Origin of the sequence: Streptomyces deccanensis (genome assembly GCF_022385335.1) — a bacterium.
GTDB classification, from domain to species: domain Bacteria; phylum Actinomycetota; class Actinomycetes; order Streptomycetales; family Streptomycetaceae; genus Streptomyces; species Streptomyces deccanensis.
Genome location: NZ_CP092431.1, coordinates 4,852,548 through 4,868,899, shown reverse-complemented (window position 1 = coordinate 4,868,899; position 16,352 = coordinate 4,852,548). Strand labels below are relative to the sequence as shown.

11 protein-coding genes are annotated in these 16,352 nt (G+C 72.8%); 5 read left to right on the top strand and 6 right to left on the bottom strand.

Annotated elements, in window-relative coordinates:
* Nucleotides 1-4: 4 nt before the first annotated feature.
* Both L3078_RS21690 and L3078_RS21685 read left to right on the top strand, forming a co-directional pair.
* The gene (locus L3078_RS21690; protein ID WP_239755662.1) at nt 5-1,066 is read left to right on the top strand and encodes a M23 family metallopeptidase; all 1,062 of its coding nucleotides are present in this window, start codon (nt 5-7) and stop codon (nt 1,064-1,066) included.
* 119 nt (nt 1,067-1,185) lie between these two features.
* The gene (locus L3078_RS21685) at nt 1,186-2,130 is read left to right on the top strand and encodes an aldo/keto reductase (RefSeq protein WP_239755661.1); all 945 of its coding nucleotides are present in this window, start codon (nt 1,186-1,188) and stop codon (nt 2,128-2,130) included.
* A 212-nt stretch (nt 2,131-2,342) separates the two neighbouring features.
* Here the strand turns inward: L3078_RS21685 and L3078_RS21680 are convergent, their stop codons facing one another.
* The 4 genes from L3078_RS21680 to L3078_RS21665 all read right to left on the bottom strand — a co-directional run bounded on the left by L3078_RS21680 (nt 2,343) and on the right by L3078_RS21665 (nt 7,648).
* Complete coding sequence (locus L3078_RS21680; RefSeq protein WP_239755660.1) at nt 2,343-3,698, bottom strand: PrsW family intramembrane metalloprotease; 1,356 nt, start codon at nt 3,696-3,698, stop codon at nt 2,343-2,345.
* Nucleotides 3,699-3,775: 77 nt separating this feature from the next.
* Entirely contained in the window at nt 3,776-4,651 is an 876-nt protein-coding gene (gene trmB, locus L3078_RS21675) for a tRNA (guanosine(46)-N7)-methyltransferase TrmB (RefSeq protein WP_239755659.1), read from the bottom strand.
* Nucleotides 4,652-4,803: 152 nt separating this feature from the next.
* Nucleotides 4,804-6,015 carry an L-2-hydroxyglutarate oxidase gene (gene lhgO, locus L3078_RS21670; RefSeq protein WP_239755658.1) on the bottom strand — a complete coding sequence of 404 codons (1,212 nt, stop codon included), beginning with the start codon at nt 6,013-6,015 and terminating at the stop codon, nt 4,804-4,806.
* Nucleotides 6,016-6,223: 208 nt separating this feature from the next.
* Complete coding sequence (locus tag L3078_RS21665) at nt 6,224-7,648, bottom strand: NsdA family TPR-like regulatory protein (RefSeq protein ID WP_184892229.1); 1,425 nt, start codon at nt 7,646-7,648, stop codon at nt 6,224-6,226.
* Between the two features lie 714 nt (nt 7,649-8,362).
* Here L3078_RS21665 and L3078_RS21660 point away from each other — a divergent pair.
* Both L3078_RS21660 and L3078_RS21655 read left to right on the top strand, forming a co-directional pair.
* The gene (locus tag L3078_RS21660) at nt 8,363-10,456 is read left to right on the top strand and encodes an asparagine synthase-related protein (RefSeq protein WP_239755657.1); all 2,094 of its coding nucleotides are present in this window, start codon (nt 8,363-8,365) and stop codon (nt 10,454-10,456) included.
* Between the two features lie 178 nt (nt 10,457-10,634).
* Nucleotides 10,635-11,405, top strand: a complete 771-nt coding sequence (locus L3078_RS21655) for a calcium-binding protein (RefSeq protein ID WP_239755656.1) — start codon at nt 10,635-10,637, stop codon at nt 11,403-11,405.
* Between the two features lie 38 nt (nt 11,406-11,443).
* On the opposite strand, the gene L3078_RS21650 is transcribed toward L3078_RS21655, so the two are convergent.
* Together L3078_RS21650 and L3078_RS21645 are read right to left on the bottom strand one after the other, a co-directional pair.
* Entirely contained in the window at nt 11,444-13,345 is a 1,902-nt protein-coding gene (locus L3078_RS21650) for a sigma-70 family RNA polymerase sigma factor (protein ID WP_239755655.1), read from the bottom strand.
* Nucleotides 13,346-13,725: 380 nt separating this feature from the next.
* Nucleotides 13,726-14,520: a TetR/AcrR family transcriptional regulator gene (locus tag L3078_RS21645; RefSeq protein ID WP_239755654.1), complete on the bottom strand. Its 795-nt coding sequence runs from the start codon at nt 14,518-14,520 to the stop codon at nt 13,726-13,728.
* Nucleotides 14,521-14,936: 416 nt separating this feature from the next.
* Between L3078_RS21645 and L3078_RS21640 the strand changes: the two genes are divergently transcribed.
* Complete coding sequence (locus L3078_RS21640; protein WP_239755653.1) at nt 14,937-16,301, top strand: NAD(P)/FAD-dependent oxidoreductase; 1,365 nt, start codon at nt 14,937-14,939, stop codon at nt 16,299-16,301.
* Nucleotides 16,302-16,352: the final 51 nt, after the last annotated feature.

Genomic DNA, 16,352 nt, shown 5'->3' with positions numbered 1-16,352 from the left:
CTACGTGGCGTCGAACCGGTCCGCGACCGAAGCCCCGTTCGTGCCGACCCAACGCGACGGCGAGAGCCAGACGTTCGGCTACGGCAGCTACAACAGCGACAACGAGGGCCCCTGGCAGGAGTGGAACCCCAGCGAGGACACCCTGCGTCCCGTTCGCGGCCGGCACCGCGTCGCCAAGAAGAGCGGCGTACTCGCCCGTAACGGACTTGCCCGTAGCTCCACGGTGCTCGGCGTCGGTGTCATAGCCGCCGTCAGCGGTGCCGGGATGGCCAGCGCGCAGTCCGGCAAGGCCCCGGTCTCCATATCGCTGCCCGACATGCCGAACGTCGGCTCGGTCTTCGAGGACGAGGCCGACGAGCCGGAGCCCGAGGCCTCCAAGACCCCGCTCAGCAGCGCCGGTCTGACCGCCGCCGAGACCGAACAGGGCACCGCGGACGCCGGCGAGGCGCTGCGCGCCCGCATCATGGCGCAGGCCGAGTCCCAGCAGGACGCCTTCGACAAGGCCGCCGCCGAGGCCGCGCAGACCGCCGCCGCGGACAAGGCCGCCGAGCAGGCCGCCCAGGAGAAGAGGGAAGCCGAGGCCAAGGAGGCCGCCGCCAAGAAGAAGGCGGAGCAGGAGGCCGCGGAGAAGAAGGAAGCCGAGCGTCTCGCCGCCCTGGCCAAGCAGTTCACGCTTCCCACCTCCTCGTACACCCTCACCTCCAGCTTCGGTCAGGCCGGCCCGTACTGGTCCTCCGGCTACCACACGGGCCTCGACTTCGCGGCCCCCACCGGCACCCTGATCAAGGCCGTCGGCAGCGGCACCATCACGCAGGCCGGCTACGAGGGCTCCTACGGCTACAAGACCGTCCTCACCCTCGATGACGGCACCGAGATCTGGTACGCCCACCAGTCCTCCATCGGCGTCAGCGTCGGCCAGAAGGTCACCACCGGCGACGTCATCGGCCGCGTCGGTGCCACCGGCAACGTCACGGGCGCCCACCTCCACATGGAGGTCCACCCCGGCGGCTCCAGCAGCGGCATCGACCCGGCGGCCTGGCTCCGCAGCAAGGGCCTGACCCCGTAGCCCGCCGCCACCCCGCACAGCACAGCGACGCCGCGTAGGCCCCCGGGCCCACGCGGCGTTCGTCCTGCCTCGGCACGGATGGGGAATGCGGGCGTCCGGTCCACTGGTTGACGTCGGACATGACTTCTCTTCGCAGGCTCGGCACGTCCGACATCGAGGTCTTCCCGCTCGCCCTCGGCGGCAACGTCTTCGGCTGGACGGCGGACGAGGCACAGTCCTTCGCCGTCCTCGACACCTACACGGCGGCCGGCGGCAACTTCATCGACACGGCCGACTCGTACTCGTCCTGGGTCGAGGGCAACGAGGGCGGCGAGTCCGAGCGGATCATCGGGAACTGGATCAGGTCCCGGGGCAACCGCGACGACGTGGTCATCGCGACCAAGGTGAGCCAGCACCCCCAGTACCAGGGCCTGACGGCGGCCAACATCAAGGCCGCCGCCGACGCGTCCCTGGCCCGCCTCGGCACGGACCACATCGACCTCTACTACACCCACTTCGACAAGCCCGAGGTCCCCGTCGAGGAGATCGTCACCGCCCTCGACGACCTGGTGAAGGCCGGCAAGGTCCGCGCGACGGCCGCCTCCAACATCAGCCCCGAACGCCTGAAGGCCTCCCTGGACTTCGCGGCCGCCGAGGGCCTGGCGCGCTACGTGGCGCTCCAGCCCCACTACAACCTGGTCTCCCGGGACACCTACGAGGGCCCGCTCCAGGCCGTCGCCGCCGAAGCCGGCCTCTCCGCCGTCCCGTACTTCGCCCTCGCCAAGGGCTTCCTCACGGGCAAGTACCGCCCCGGCACGACGGTCGACAGCCCCCGGGCCGCGGGCGCCGGCGCCTACCTCGACACCCCGGCCGGCCCCCGTGTCCTCGCCGCCCTCGACGACATCGCCGAGGCCCGCGGCGCCGCCCACGCCACCGTCGCCCTCGCCTGGCTGGCAGCCCAGCCGACCGTCGCGGCCCCGATCGCCTCAGCCCGCTCCCTGGACCAACTCCCCGCCCTCCTGGCCGTCGCCGACCTCACCCTCACCCCCGAGGAACTGACTCGCCTGACCGAGGCGTCGGCGTAGACCCGCACGAACCAGCACGGGGCGCGGAGCGAGCGACCACACAGCGCCCCGACGCTCGCCCGCCCGCCGACCGACGGAAGGGGCCGTGCCGGTGCGGTACGCCCGTCGCATACAGCGGCCCAGAGAAGTCCCGCCGATCCACCCCCGGGCCGTAGGGCACCAAGCGACGGGCGTGCCGCACCGGCGCGGCCCCGCCCCCGACAGGCGCAGCGCTAGTACCGATAGGGGTTGTGCGCGGGATACGACGGCACCCCGTAGGTCACGGGCTGCAAGTACGCCGCCCCGAACGCCCCAGACCCGTACCCATTCCCGTACCCGTACCCGGGCCCGCCCCCGTAGCCGTACTTCGCCCCGACCTCGCGCCCCGCATACGCCATGGCCGGCCGAGCCAGCTCCCGCCTGCGCCACAGCTCGAACAGCAACTCCCGCTCCCGCAGCGCGAAGTCACCCCCGGCCCGCCCCCGCAACCCCCGGTACCGGTGGAAGGCCAGCTTCGTCGCGTACACCTCGTACTCCGCGATCGACCGGGCCCCCGCCTTCCCGAAGTGGTGCGCCGCGTACTCCCGGGCCACCCGCCGCCCCCGCATCGACCCCAGGACATACGGCTCGACCGGCGTCAGCCACCCCGCCGCCGCATACGCCGGCAACCCCTCCCGCACGGTCCGCAACTCCCGCTGCCGAGCCCAGATCACCCACCACGTCAGCAACCCGAACGCCGGCACCATGAACGCCGCGTACACCGCGAAGAACCCGTACTCCCCGAACGTCGCCGACCCGTTCCAGACCGAGTGCATCCCCATGGCGAGCAGCAACCCGCCCATGGGCACCAGCACCCGCCGCCCCCGCTGCCACTCCGCGGAGAACGCCGCCACCCCGAACCCGATCCCCGTCAGCACGGTGAACAGGGGATGCGCGAACGGCGACATGATCACCCGTACGAAGAACGTGGCCGCGGTGACCGACGCGAGGCCGCTCCCGCCGCTGAGCTGGTCCGTCCCGAAGGCGGTCCCCAGGTACAGGATGTTCTCGGTGAAGGCGAACCCCGTCGCGGTGAAGCCGGCGATCACCACCCCGTCCACGACCCCGGTGAAGTCCCGTCTCCTGAACAGGAACACGAGTAAGACGGCGGCGGCCTTGGCGGTCTCCTCGACCACGGGAGCTATGACGGTGGCACCCAGGGTGTCGGCGTGCGAGGGATCGGCCGTGGCCGTCGCTATCCACCGCGTCGCGAAGCTGTTCGCCACGATGGCTATCAGCGCCGCCGCACACGCCCCCCAGGCGAACGCGAACACCAGGTTCCGCCAGGGCCCGGGCTCCACCCGGTCCAGCCACCGGAACGCCGCCATGAGCAGGGGCACGGGCAGCACCGCGAGCCCCAGCCCGACGAGAAAGCCCTCCGTGCCGGTCTGTTCCCGGACGAGCGCGAGGATGACGAGCCCGGAGACCGCGAGCAGTCCTATCAGCGCCCCGTATCTGACGCCCTTCCGCTGCCACCAGCGGGTGGGCCTGAACACATACCCACCGGTGGGGCCGCTGGGGTGCGTCGGGTAGGGGGAACTGGTGGCCATTGCATTGACCCTAACGAGGGACGGGCGCCGCCCGCGACGGCGCGTGGTACGCCCCGCCGGGCGGTGAAGGCAAGTCGTCAGGCGCCTGTGGGGGGCAGTTCGGACTGCGGCTTCTGCTTCTGCTCCTGCTTCCGCTTCGGGTTCCGCTCCTGCTCACGCTGCTGTACGCGGCGGAAGAGCAGATCGTTCACCACATGACCCTTGTCCAGTCCCTGCCCCTCGAAACGGGTCAGCGGCCGGAAGGCGGGACGTGGCGCGAACCCGCCGTCGGCCCGGGTGTTCTCGAAGTCGGGGTGCGCGGTGAGCACGTCCAGCATCTGCTCGGCGTACGGCTCCCAGTCCGTCGCGCAGTGTACGATCGCCCCCGGCCTGAGCCGGGACGCGACGAGCGTGAGGAATTCCGGTTGGATGAGCCGCCGCTTGTGGTGCCGCTTCTTGGGCCAGGGGTCGGGGAAATAGACGCGCAGCCCGTCCAGGGAGTCGGGCGGGAGCATCTCCCGCAGCAGGATGATCGCGTCGCCGTTGGCGACCCGGACGTTGGACAGCCCGCTCTGGTCCGCGAGGTTCAGCAGGTTGCCCTGGCCCGGGGTGTGCACATCCACGGCGAGGACGTTGGTCTCGGGGTCGGCGGCGGCCATCCGCGCGGTCGCCTCGCCCATCCCGAAGCCGATCTCCAGCACGACGGGCCGGTCGTTCCCGAACAGCTCGACGAGGTCCAGGTCCCGCCCGTCGATGTCGAGCCCCCACTTGGGCCACAGCCGCTGCAGGGCGTCCGCCTGCCCGGCCGTCACCCGGCTCCGCCGCGGCTGGAAGCTCCGGATCCGCCGCTCGAAGTGCGACCCGGCGGGATCCGCCTTGGGCCCGTCGGGAAACCGAGGCTCCCCCTTGGGCCGGGTGTGCCGAAGGGAGGCACCGGGGGTGCGGGGCTCGGGGGCATCGATGGAGTCAGACACAGTCCCACAATTTTACGACCCCCGACCGAAGCGGCTCCCACCTCCGTGCCCCCGGACGCACCTCATGCCCCGGCCAATGCCGCCAACGCCCGTGCCCCGGACGCACCTCACGTCCCGGCCAATGCCGCCAACGCCCGTGCCCCGGACGCACGTCACGTCCCGGCCAGCGCCGCCAGCGCCCGTCTCCCCACCTCACGCCCGATCGGCAGTGAAGCCGTGGCCGCGGGCGAAGGCGCGTTCAGTACGTGTACCGCCCGCGCTCCCTCCCTGATCAGGAAGTCGTCCACCAGCGTCCCGTCCCGCAGCACGGCCTGCGCCCGCACCCCGGCCGCGGCCGGCACGAGATCACCCTCCGAGACCGCGGGCAACAGCCGCCGCACCGCCCCGGTGAACGCCTTCTTGGACACGGACCGCCGCAGCTCCCCGGCCCCGTACCGCCAGTGCCGCCGCGCTATCCGCCAGGACCCGGGCCACGCCAGCGTCGCCCCCAGCTCCCGGGGTCGTACGGTCCCCCACCCGTACCCCTCGCGGGCCAGCGCGGGCACGGCGTTGGGCCCGATGTGGACGCCTCCGTCGATCCCCCGGGTCAGATGCACCCCGAGGAACGGGAACGCGGGGTCGGGCACCGGATACACGAGTCCACGGACCAGCTCGGGCCGCGCCAGCTCGTAGTACTCCCCCCGGAAGGGCACGATCCGCATCCCGGGCTCGTCCCCGGTCATCCGGGCCACCTCGTCGCAGTGCAGCCCGGCGCAGTTCACCAGCACCCGCCCCCGTACGACGTCACCGCCCCGCACCCGCACGGCGACCCCCAGCGACGCCCGCCGGTCGATCCGCTCGACCTCGGCGCCGTAGCGGATCTCGGCGCCGGACGCGCGGGCGAGCTGCCGGGCGACGCCCACGAAGTCGCAGATCCCGGTGGTGCCGACCTGTATGGCCGCGAGCCCGCGCACCTCCGGCTCGTACTCGGCGATCTGGGTGGCGCCCAGCTCCCGCACCGGAATCCCGTTCTCCCGGCCGCGCTGCACCAGCGCGTGCAGCCGGGGCAGCTCCGACCGCTCCGTGGCGACGATCAGCTTCCCGGTGACGGCGTGGTCGATGCCGTACTCGGCGCAGAACTTCACCATCTCGGCGGCGCCCTTGACCGCGTATCGCGCCTTCAGCGACCCCGGCCGGTAGTAGATCCCGCTGTGGATGACGCCGCTGTTCCGCCCGGTCTGGTGCCGGGCCGGACCCGGCTCCTTCTCCAGCACGGTGACGCGTGTGCCCGGCGCCGCCCGCGTGATCGCGTACGCCGTGGACAGCCCGACGATCCCGCCGCCGACGACGAGCACATCACAGTCGTAAGCGCCCTGCCTCCGCACGCGCCCCACCTCCCGACTCCGATAGTGCACTGCACCACTGACAATGCCCTCAAACCCGGAAGCCGTCCGCATGACGCCGATCACGTTCTTCGTCGCCGGGCACCCAGAGCCGCGCCCTTCAGGGGCGCGGGGAACTGCGCGATCAGCCCCGACGCACCCGCACTCGCACAAACCACATAAACCCGGCAGATGATCAGGCGCCCAAGACCTACGCCGGTGTCATCAACAACGGCCGCGCCCTCTCCCGCAGCTCGATGACCCGTGGCTCGTCCCCGTACGGCTCCAGTCGGTGCAGCAGATCCTTCACGTACTCGGTCGTGCGCGCCGAAGAGATGCGCCCCGCGACCTCCACCGCCCGCACCCCCTGCTCGCACGCCGCGTCGAGATTGCCGGACTCCAGCTCGGCGACCGCCGACACGACGAGCCGCAGCCCGTGCGAGCGTACGAACTCCTCCGTCGGCCGCGACAGCGCCTGCTCGGTGAAGCGGCGCACCTGACGCGGCGCCTTGAGGTCGCGGTAGCACTCGGCCGCGTCCGCGGCGAAGCGGTCGTAGCCGTAGAACCCGAGCCAGCTCGGGTCGTGGTCGCCGTCCCGGGCCCGCTCCAGCCACCCCTCGGCGGCCTTGAGGGCCGCCCCGGCGGCCGCCGCGTCGCCCGCGCGGGCGTGCGCCCGCGCCTCGACGAGCCGGAAGAAGCTCATCGTGCGCGCGGTGGCGAGCCCCCGGTTGCGCTCCAGCGCGGCCTGCGCGAGGTCGACGCCCTCGTCCCCGAAGCCCCGGTAGGTCGCCTGCAGCGACATCGTCGCGAGGACGTACCCGCCCAGCGGTACGTCGGCCGCGGCCCGCGCCAGGCGCAGCGCCTGGATGTAGTACCGCTGCGCCGCCTCCTGTTGACCCGTGTCAAAGGCCATCCAGCCTGCGAGGCGGGTGAGTTCGGCGGAGGCTCCGAAGAGGGCGCGGCCGACCTCGTCGGAGTACGAGCCGAGCAGCAGCGGCGCCGCCTCGACCCGCAGGCACTCCGGCACCATCGACGAACGCCAGTCGCCGCCTCCGTACTTGGAGTCCCAGCGCCTGGCGTCCTCGGCGGCCTCCCGCAACTTCTGCACATCGCTGTGGCCGACCTTCAGCGGCGACCCGGAGCCCTCGACGGAGCCCGCTTCGCGCGCCACCGAACTGTCGGCCGGGGTTATGAGCCAGCGTGACGCGGGTGTCGCGTACGCGCTCACAGCGAAGGAGCCGGCGAGGGACTGCCAGATGCCGCCGGTGCCCGCGCGGCGGCCGGCGAGGTCGAGGCGGTAGAGCTCCGTCGCCGCGCGCACCGCCTGTCCGACGTCACGGGGGAAGGCGAGGCCCACTTCGGGGGCGGGATCCGCGTCCGCCAGGCCGATCTCGTGGAGCGGCACCGGGCGGCCGAGCTTCTGCCCGATCGCGGCCGCGATGAGATGCGGCGCGGCACCCTGGGGGACCATGCCCTTGGAGACCCACCGCGCCACCGAGGTCTTGTCGTAGCGAAGTGTCAACCCGCGTTGGGCGCCAAGATCGTTGACGCGACGCGCGAGTCCTGCGTTGCTGATTCCCGCGAGGGCGAGAACGGCGCCGAGCTTTTCGTTCGGCCCGCGTTGCTCCCTGGACATTGCGCCACCCCTCGAACAGACGGCTGCCGCGGCGGCATAGGCACGCGGCATTCGTAAACCCAGCGTAGTTCGCCGCATCCCAAGCGTTAAGGGGCCCAAATCCGGATGGCGGGATTGTGGTCCGTACGAGAGTGCGGACGCCATACGGAGTGTTGTCACGTGCTCCCGCTGTGTGGCCGTGCGCCCGTCCGTGCGCTCTTCTCCGGCCACCGGGGGAGCGGTTCCATGGTCGTGCGTGGGTCGGCCCGCTGTACTGGATCCAGTGGGCTGGGGGACACCGCCGCCTACATCCCCGCGGGCGGCGGACCGGTCCGGGGGGCGAACTCCGCCTCCCGGACTGTGCGTTGACGCTGCGTCGCCATCGGGGGCCGAGGCGGGAGCGGGCGAACTCCGCCCTTCGGGGCCGATTTGGCCGAAAATCGACGGTGGGTGCCGGGGGTGAATACCGCCCCGACCACGTCTCTTGAGGGCGCGTTAGGTGTTTTGGGGGAGCGTACCGGGGGCGCATTCACGTCGTAGACCCGGGGTCCTCCTTTGTCGACCGCCCCTTCTCAAGGGCGACTTGAGGGTGTGACGGGGGAGCGCTCACGGCTCCCCAGGGGCGCACTTACCGGTGCGCAAGCCGCGCCGCACGCCCTCCGGCAGGCCTCCTTCGTGGCAGCATGGGTGCCGTTCGTACGGTGCACCGGTTGTCCACAGCCTGTGGAGGCGTCGATGCGGTGGTTGGTGGGATGGAGCAGTACCGCCGCTGGCGCGCCCGTCTACGGCTCCGCCGGCGCCACCGGACCCGACGGCGAGGCGGTGCACCCGGTCGGTTCGCACCTGATCTGGGGCGGCCCCGACCCGCTGTGGGCCGTCGGCGACTGGCGCCCCGACGAGGTGCGGGTCGTGCAGGCCGACGCCGAGACGCGGATCGCCGTCCTCGGGATCTGCGGCGCCTCCGACGAGCAGTTGCGCGTCGGCCTGTTCGCCGCCCGCGGCGGCGCGCTGCGCCACCTCACCGCCTGGCCCGGCAGCTACACCGCCGTCGTCCAGGTCGGCCGCCGGGTGACCGTCTGCGGCGACCTCGCGGGCGCGCGCCCGGTCTTCCACACCCCCTGGGCGGGCGGCACGGCGTACGCGACCGCAGCCCTGCCCCTCGCCGACCTCGTCGAGGCCAACCTCGACTTCGGGCATCTGGCCGCCCTGCTGGCCGCCCCCGACGTACCGGACGCCCTCCACGACTCCACTCCGTACGACGGCGTGCGCCGCATTCCTCCGGGGCACGCACTGATCCTGCGCGCCGGGGCGCGGGAGATCGCCGGCTACGAGCCGGTGGCCTCCCTCGCCGTCGCCGCGCCCTCCGCCGACCCGGCCAGCGCGGTGGACGCCGTCCGTGACGCCCTCGTGGAGTCCGTACGGGTCCGCCTCTCGGCCCCCCGGCACGTGCCCGACGTCGACCCCGGGCCGGTGCCCGGCATGGGCCCCGCCGAGCGCCGCGCCGCCCGGGGCATGCCCGTGCCCGGCATAGGAGCCGACGTCTCCGGTGGCCCCGCCTCCGGCACCCTGGCCCTGCTCGCCGCCGGACTGCCCGGCGCCCCCGGCACGGTCCTCGGCCACGGCACCGGCGCCGGCGAGCGTCTCCTCGCCGTCACCTTCAACGACCTGGCCACCTCCGGCCGCGAGACCGAACTGGAACGGGCGGGCACCCTGGCCGCCAACCCCCGGCTCCACCACGTCGTCGTGACCGGCGGCGAGGAGGTCCTCCCGTACGCCGACCTCGACGTCCCCCTCACCGACGAGCCGGGCCCCTCCCTGGTGACGGCCGCCCGCCACCGCGCCCGCCTGGCCTCCGGCAGCGCCGACCACTTCACCGGCTACGGCGCCCGCCAGGTCCTGGACGCCCACCCCGCCCGGCTCGCCGACCTCCTCATGGACCGCAAACGCCGTCACCTGGTCCGCCCGGTCGCCGCCCTCGCCAAGGCCGACGGCTCGGTGCTGGTCCCCGCCCGCGTCTACGGCGCCGCGCGGAAACTGGCCCGCACCCCGTACCGCTCCGGCGTCGAGGTCCTCGCCACCCGTCTGATGCAGCGCCGCTTCGAGGAGCCCGGAGGCGCGGTGGGCGCCTCCCTGGCGGCGCTCACCTGGGCCAGACCGGGCCCGGCCGCCCGCTGGCTGACGGGCGAGGCCCTGGCAGAAGTATCGATTCGCCTGGGGGCGACGACCGGCCGTTCCACCGTCGGCCCCGGCCAGCGCCCCGGCGACTTCCGCGCCCGCGCGGCCCTGGCCCGCCACGCGGCCGACCTCAGGGTCCTCGAACAGGCGGCGGAGATCCGCTCCCAACGCCTGCACATGCCCTTCCTCGACAACCAGGTCGTCCGCGCCTGCCGCGCCCTCCCCGAGGCGCTGCGCGTCCGGCCGGGCGCCCGCGCCGCCATACTCCGTACGGTCCTGGAGGGCGCCGGCGTCACCGACCTCCCGCCCGGCTGGGGCGCCCCGTCCCACGCGACGTCCACCGCGGCCGCCCGCACCGGCCTGCGTACGGCCGCCGACACCCTGATCACCCTCTTCGACACCCCCCTGCTCGCCCAGGCGGGCCTGGTGGAGGCCCGAGTGGTCCGCAAGGCCCTGCGCGCCGCGGCCGAGGGCGAGCCCCTGCCGCTCGACGGCCTCGCCGACCTCGTCGCCCTCGAACTCTGGCTCCGCCGCCTCCTCTCCCGCCGAGGCACCTGCTGGACCGGCACCCCGGCCAGACAGCGCGCGGTCCCGGCCGGCATCACCCCCCAACGCGGCGCCCTGGGCGCGGGGGCGACGGCTCGACGGGCCTGACAGTCGAGGCAGGAGAGGTAGCGGAATCTCGGCATCCGGATGCGTACAACCATGGGGACCCGCCGATGGTCTCCTCTGGATCGGACAGACGTCCGACCCCCCAGCACCTCACGTGCACGTACGCGCCCCCCGACGCCCGGCGCACCCGAGGTGCCGTAGCTCTCGTGCCTGGAGAACCATGCGTACACGTACGGCGGCCGTCGCCACCCTCGTCACCTCGGCGCTGCTCTCGCTGCTCGTCCCCGCCGCCGCCCACGCGGACACCGCGAAGGGCGACACGGTCTTCACCTCGGTGAACTTCAACCAGAAGACCTTCAACATCGGCGTCAGCGCGGCCCAGACGGTCAGCGTCGCCGCCACGGCCAAGGACGGGTCGGGCATCAACGGCATCCTCGGGGCCAAGCTCGTCAGCTCCGACGACCGGATCATCCACGCCCGCAGCGCCGACTGCGCCAGACCCTCGTCCACCACCATGAGATGCGTGTTCAAGTTCACCCTGGACGCCGACCGCACCGACTACTACGACCTCAGGAACAGCTCGGCGGGCATCTGGCGCTTCACCGCCGAGGCCGTCGCCAAGGACCAGGACTTCTACGACCTGGAGACGAGCGCCAAGATCCAGGTGAAGCGCCTGGCCAAGCTCGCCACCACCCAGGCCGGCCCCGAGCCCGTGGCCAAGGGCGGCAGACTCACCGTCACCGGCGCCCTGACCCGGGCCGACTGGAACACCAACACGTACGTCCCGCACGCCGGCCGCTCCGTGGCCCTCCAGTTCAAGCGGTCCGGCACCTCCACGTACTCCACGGTCAAGACGGTCACCACCGACGCGGGCGGCAAGCTCCGCACCACCGTCACCGCCACCACCTCGGGCACCTGGCGCTGGAAGGCCACCGCGACCTCCACGACGAGCGGAGCGACGGCGTACGGCGACACGGTGACGGCGAAGTAGGGGGAGGAACCGTCCCCGGTGGGCGGGTGGGGGAGCCGTCACTCACACCTGAACGACGACTCCGCCCAGTCCGCCAGCACCACCAGGTCGTGGGGACCCTGCGGCTCGACGACCAGGCGTACCGTCCGCCGCCCGCTGAGGCTCACCTGGACCGGGACCGCCGGATCCCCGCCCCGCACCAGCCCGGACTTCCACAGCCGGACCCCGTCGCCGTAGACGGAGAAGTAGACCCGGCCCAGGCCGTGCGTCAGGTCGTCGACGCCGACGAGCGCGTCGTACGAGGCGCACCGGCGGTTGAGGTCGATGGTCACGGAGGAGCGCCCGTGCACGGTCACCCCGTTCGCGTACCGCTTCCCGGCGACCGACATCCCGTACCGCTGCCAGACCCAGCTGCTCTCGCCCAGCCGCATCTCGGGCTCGGTGCCGTCGCCGAGGAGGCCGTACCGCAGCTCGTTCCACCGGTAGACGGCCGGGGGAGGCGGCGGGGGCGGGGGAGTGGGTGCCGGGGGCGGCGTGGGGGCCGGCTTCGGCGGTGCGGGAGTCGGCGTGGGGGTGGGCGTGGGAGCGGGGGTCGGCTTCGCGGACGGAGCCGGAGTCGCGGCCCGCGAGGGAGAAGGCGACGGGGTCGGGGTCGGTGACGGCAGCGGTCCGGACGCCGGCACCACCCTCGCGGGCGCGCCCGGCGCGGGCCTCTCCTCCGGCGGCGTCGGGGGATCCGGCTCCGGCGCGGCCTCGGCGGGCTGCGAGGCGGGCGGCTTGGCGGGCGGCTGCGTGGGTTTCACCTCGTCGTTCGCCAGCGCGAGCGCCACGGCCGCGGCGACCATCCCCGCCACACTCACCGCGATCCCGGCCTTCGCCGGCCCGCCGAGCCCCTCCGCGGCGGCCCCGCCGCCCGCCCCGGCGCCACCGGAACCCCCGCTCGCCGCGGCCGCGGCGCCCGCGACCCCGGCCGCACCCGCTCCCGTGCCACCGGCGACGAGCGCGGCCACCTTCGCGTACCCGGCCGCGCCGAACCACCCGATGACCGCGACGGGGACGACGGCGGGGATCCCGCTCGCGACTTCCTTGATCTGCCCGGCGGCCAGCCGGCACGCCGCACACTCCTCCAGATGGGCGCGCAGCCCCCGCTCGGCCCGGGTCCGCAGGCTGCCGCGCGCGTACGCGCCGAGCCGGTCGGCGTAGCGCCCGCACTCCGCCGAGTTCCCCGCGAGCGCGGCGCTCACATGGGCCTGCAGATACGCCTGTTTGAGCCCCTCCCGCGCCCGGCTGGCCAGCACCCGGGTGCCGTTGGCGTCCAGCCCGAAGAGGCCGGCGACCTCGCTCGGCGACTCGTCCTCGACCTCCGTGTGCCAGAGCACGGCCTGCCACCGCTCCGGCAGCGAACGGAAGGCTTGCATCGCCATCGACTGCTCGGCCTCGTGCATCGCCCGCACGTCGGCCCCCAGGTCCAGCGTGTCGCTGTCCGACCCCTCGGCCCCGCGCGAGGCCTGGGCCGCGAACACCGCGAAGTCGTCGACCAGCTGCTCCCGCTTGGCGGAGCTCGTCCAGGTCGCGGCGACCCGCCGGACCGAGGTCAGCAGATAGGCCCGTACGGCGTGCTCCGGCCCGGAACCCCCGCGGACCGCCTGCAACATCCGGGCGAAGACCTCGGCCATCAGGTCGTCGGCCGTGTGGGCGTCCCGGCAGCAGGTCCGCGCGTACCGGCGCACGGCCTGCGCGTGCCGCCGGTACAGCTCCTCGTACGCCGAGTCGTCCCCGGACCGCATCCACGCGATCAGATCGGCGTCGGAGGGCGCCCGCGGCGGCAGCACACCGGAGTCGGAACGGTCCCACTGCGCCGGAACGCCGCGCCCCCCTTGCCTCGGCACCTGAGGCTCGGCCTCCGCCGCTGCCTCCGCCCCCTCCGCCGACTTCGACTCGTCCCGCCCGTCAACACCCATCGCGGAAGCCCCCGCCGCCAGCCGACCCAGTCCCGATTACCAGGGCAGCGTGCCATATTGGCTTTTGTTCAGTCCCTAGCACTACGGGCATACCACTCGTCCGAGCGGACTTGGCAGACCTCAGGCCACGCATTCACTCGAATGAGTAACGGGATCCCCGAGCCCGCTCCCCGCAGGGCGCGCGGACCCTGAAGGCCGCAGGCCTTCCAGGGGCGCGGGGAACTGCGCGAGAACCCCCACCGAACCCGCACCCGACAACGCACCCCGCAACGCACCCCCGGGGTCGAAGGGGCAGCGCCCCTGGGGACGGGAACGGGTAGGGGCGGCGGGGGCGAAAAAATCCACCCCGCGCCGCCCCTGGGACGAAACCCCGCCCACGATCAGGCAGGCCGAGACCGCAGCCCCTCCAACAAAATGTCCAGCAACCGCGCCGACGCCGCAGCCTGCTGCGCCGCGTCCGGCAACGAAGGCGCACCCGTGGCGATCACGAGCAACACATCCGCCACGGTCACGTCCTGACGAAGCTCACCCGCGGCCCGAGCCCGCTCCACCAACTGCCCCACGACCTCGAGCAGGGCCGAGGCCCCGGCGTCGTCCGCCGGCCCACCGAGGCCGGCGGCGGAACCACCCGCGCCCGAGTCGGCCGACACCAGCCGCAGCTCGGCCGTCGGCTGCATCCGCTGCTGCGGCACCCGCGCCTCGTCGGCGACGAGGCCGCCGACCGCGTCGGGCCCGTCCTCGGCGACGCCGACCCGCAGCACCTGCGGCGGCAGCAGCCGCCCGGCACCGGAGGCCACCGACGTCCGCAGGAACCGCGACAGCGCCTGCCACGGGTCCTCCTCCTGCCCGAGCGCCACCCTGGCCTGTTCGGTGAGCCGAGACGTCTCCTCCTCGGCTATCCGTCGGACCAGGACGTCCTTGCTCGGGAAGCGCCGGTACACCGTGCCGACACCGACCCGCGCGCGGCGGGCCACGTCCTCCATCGGCGCGCCGTACCCCAGCTCGCCGAAGACCTCGCGCGCCGCACGCAGCACGTGCTCGAGGTTGCGCTGTGCGTCCACGCGGAGCGGAGTGGACCGCACTCCGTCACCGCGTCCGTTGCCGCCCGCCGAGCCGATCGCACCGCCGGGTGCGATGGTGGACGCGGACGACCAATGGGACTCCTGAATATGCATACATGTTCCCCCGGTAATGACGTCTCCCCCCGGAGACTCTCCCCGTCATCGGAAGCCGGAGCGGCGGAACGAGCGTCCAAGGTCCTCGGCGGTCACCGATCACCTTCGTTCGGAGACCCGAACCGGCCCCGACCGACCGAACCTCTTGAACGCATCCCCCCTACACCCCGTCGACACACGAACATAGTTGAGAGGGAGTCAATTCAGAAGGGGCACGTTCCGCACGGAGCGCCCCTCGATCGGAGTACGGGCGGTTTACGTCCGGTTTGCGCCCCCTCCCGCCACCGGTCTCACACCTTCTGACCTGCGCACCTGCCGCACGCGCCGGTAAATCGGCCAACCCCGCGCCCCCACGGCGACCGGTCACACAAATTGCCGGGCCTGTGGACAAACCAACGAGCAAGGTGCGTCATGGGATGGTGAAGGAACCGATGCGCATCCTTATCGTCGGCGGCGGATACGTCGGGCTGTACACAGCGCTGCGCCTGCAGCGACAGCTGAAACCGGAACTCGGACGTGGTGACGTCGAGATCGTCGTCGTGTCCCCCGACCCCTATATGACGTATCAACCCTTCCTTCCGGAGGCGGCCGCGGGCTCCATCTCGCCCCGCCATGTCGTCGTACCGCTGCGCCGGGTCCTCGACAAGTGCAAGGTCGTCATCGGCGAGGCCACCGCGATCAACCACGCCAAACGCGTCGCGACCCTCACCACCCTCGCCACCGAGGAGGAGGGCTCGGCCGCCGAGCAGCTGACGTACGACGAACTGGTCCTGGCCCCCGGATCGATCTCGCGCACCCTGCCCGTCCCCGGGCTCGCGGACCACGGCATCGGCTTCAAGACCGTCGAAGAGGCCATCGGCCTGCGCAACCACGTCATCGAACAGATGGACATCGCCTCCTCCACCCGCGACCCCGCGATCCGCGACGCCGCCCTGACCTTCGTCTTCGTGGGCGGCGGCTACGCCGGTGTGGAGGCGCTCGGCGAGCTGGAGGACATGGCCCGCTACACCGCGCGGTACTACCACAACGTGAAGCCCGAGGACATGAAGTGGATCCTCGTGGAGGCCTCCGACCGCATCCTTCCCGAGGTCGGCGAGGAGATGGGCCGCTACACGGTCACCGAGCTGCGCCGCCGCAACATCGACGTACGCCTCCACACCCGCCTCGAATCGTGCGCCGACCGCGTCGCCGTCCTCAGCGACGGGTCCCGCTTCCCGACCCGTACGGTCGTCTGGACGGCCGGGGTGAAACCGCACCCCGTCCTCGCCGCCACCGACCTGCCGCTGAACGAGCGCGGGCGGCTGAAGTGCACCGCCGAGCTGTCCGTGGAGGGCGTCGCGCACGCCTGGGCGGCCGGTGACGCGGCCGCCGTCCCCGACGTCACCGCCGAAGCCGGCAAGGAGACCGCGCCCAACGCCCAGCACGCCGTCCGCCAGGCCCGCACCCTCGGCGACAACATCGCCCACTCCCTGCGCGGCGAGCCCCTGGAGACGTACTCCCACAAATACGTCGGCTCGGTCGCCTCCCTCGGCCTGCACAAGGGCGTCGCCCACGTCTACGGGCGGAAGCTGAAGGGCTACCCGGCCTGGTTCATGCACCGCGTCTACCACCTGAGCAGGGTGCCCACCTTCAACCGCAAGGCCCGTGTCCTCGCCGAATGGACCCTCTCCGGACTCTTCAAACGGGAGATCGTCTCGCTCGGATCACTCGAACATCCCCGTGCGGAGTTCGAACTCGCGGCCGGTGGAAAGCCTCCTGAGAACCCGAAGGGGTCGTCCTGACCGGATCCAGGAACTCCACCGCCCGGGCCGACGTCTGACGGATGTCGGACC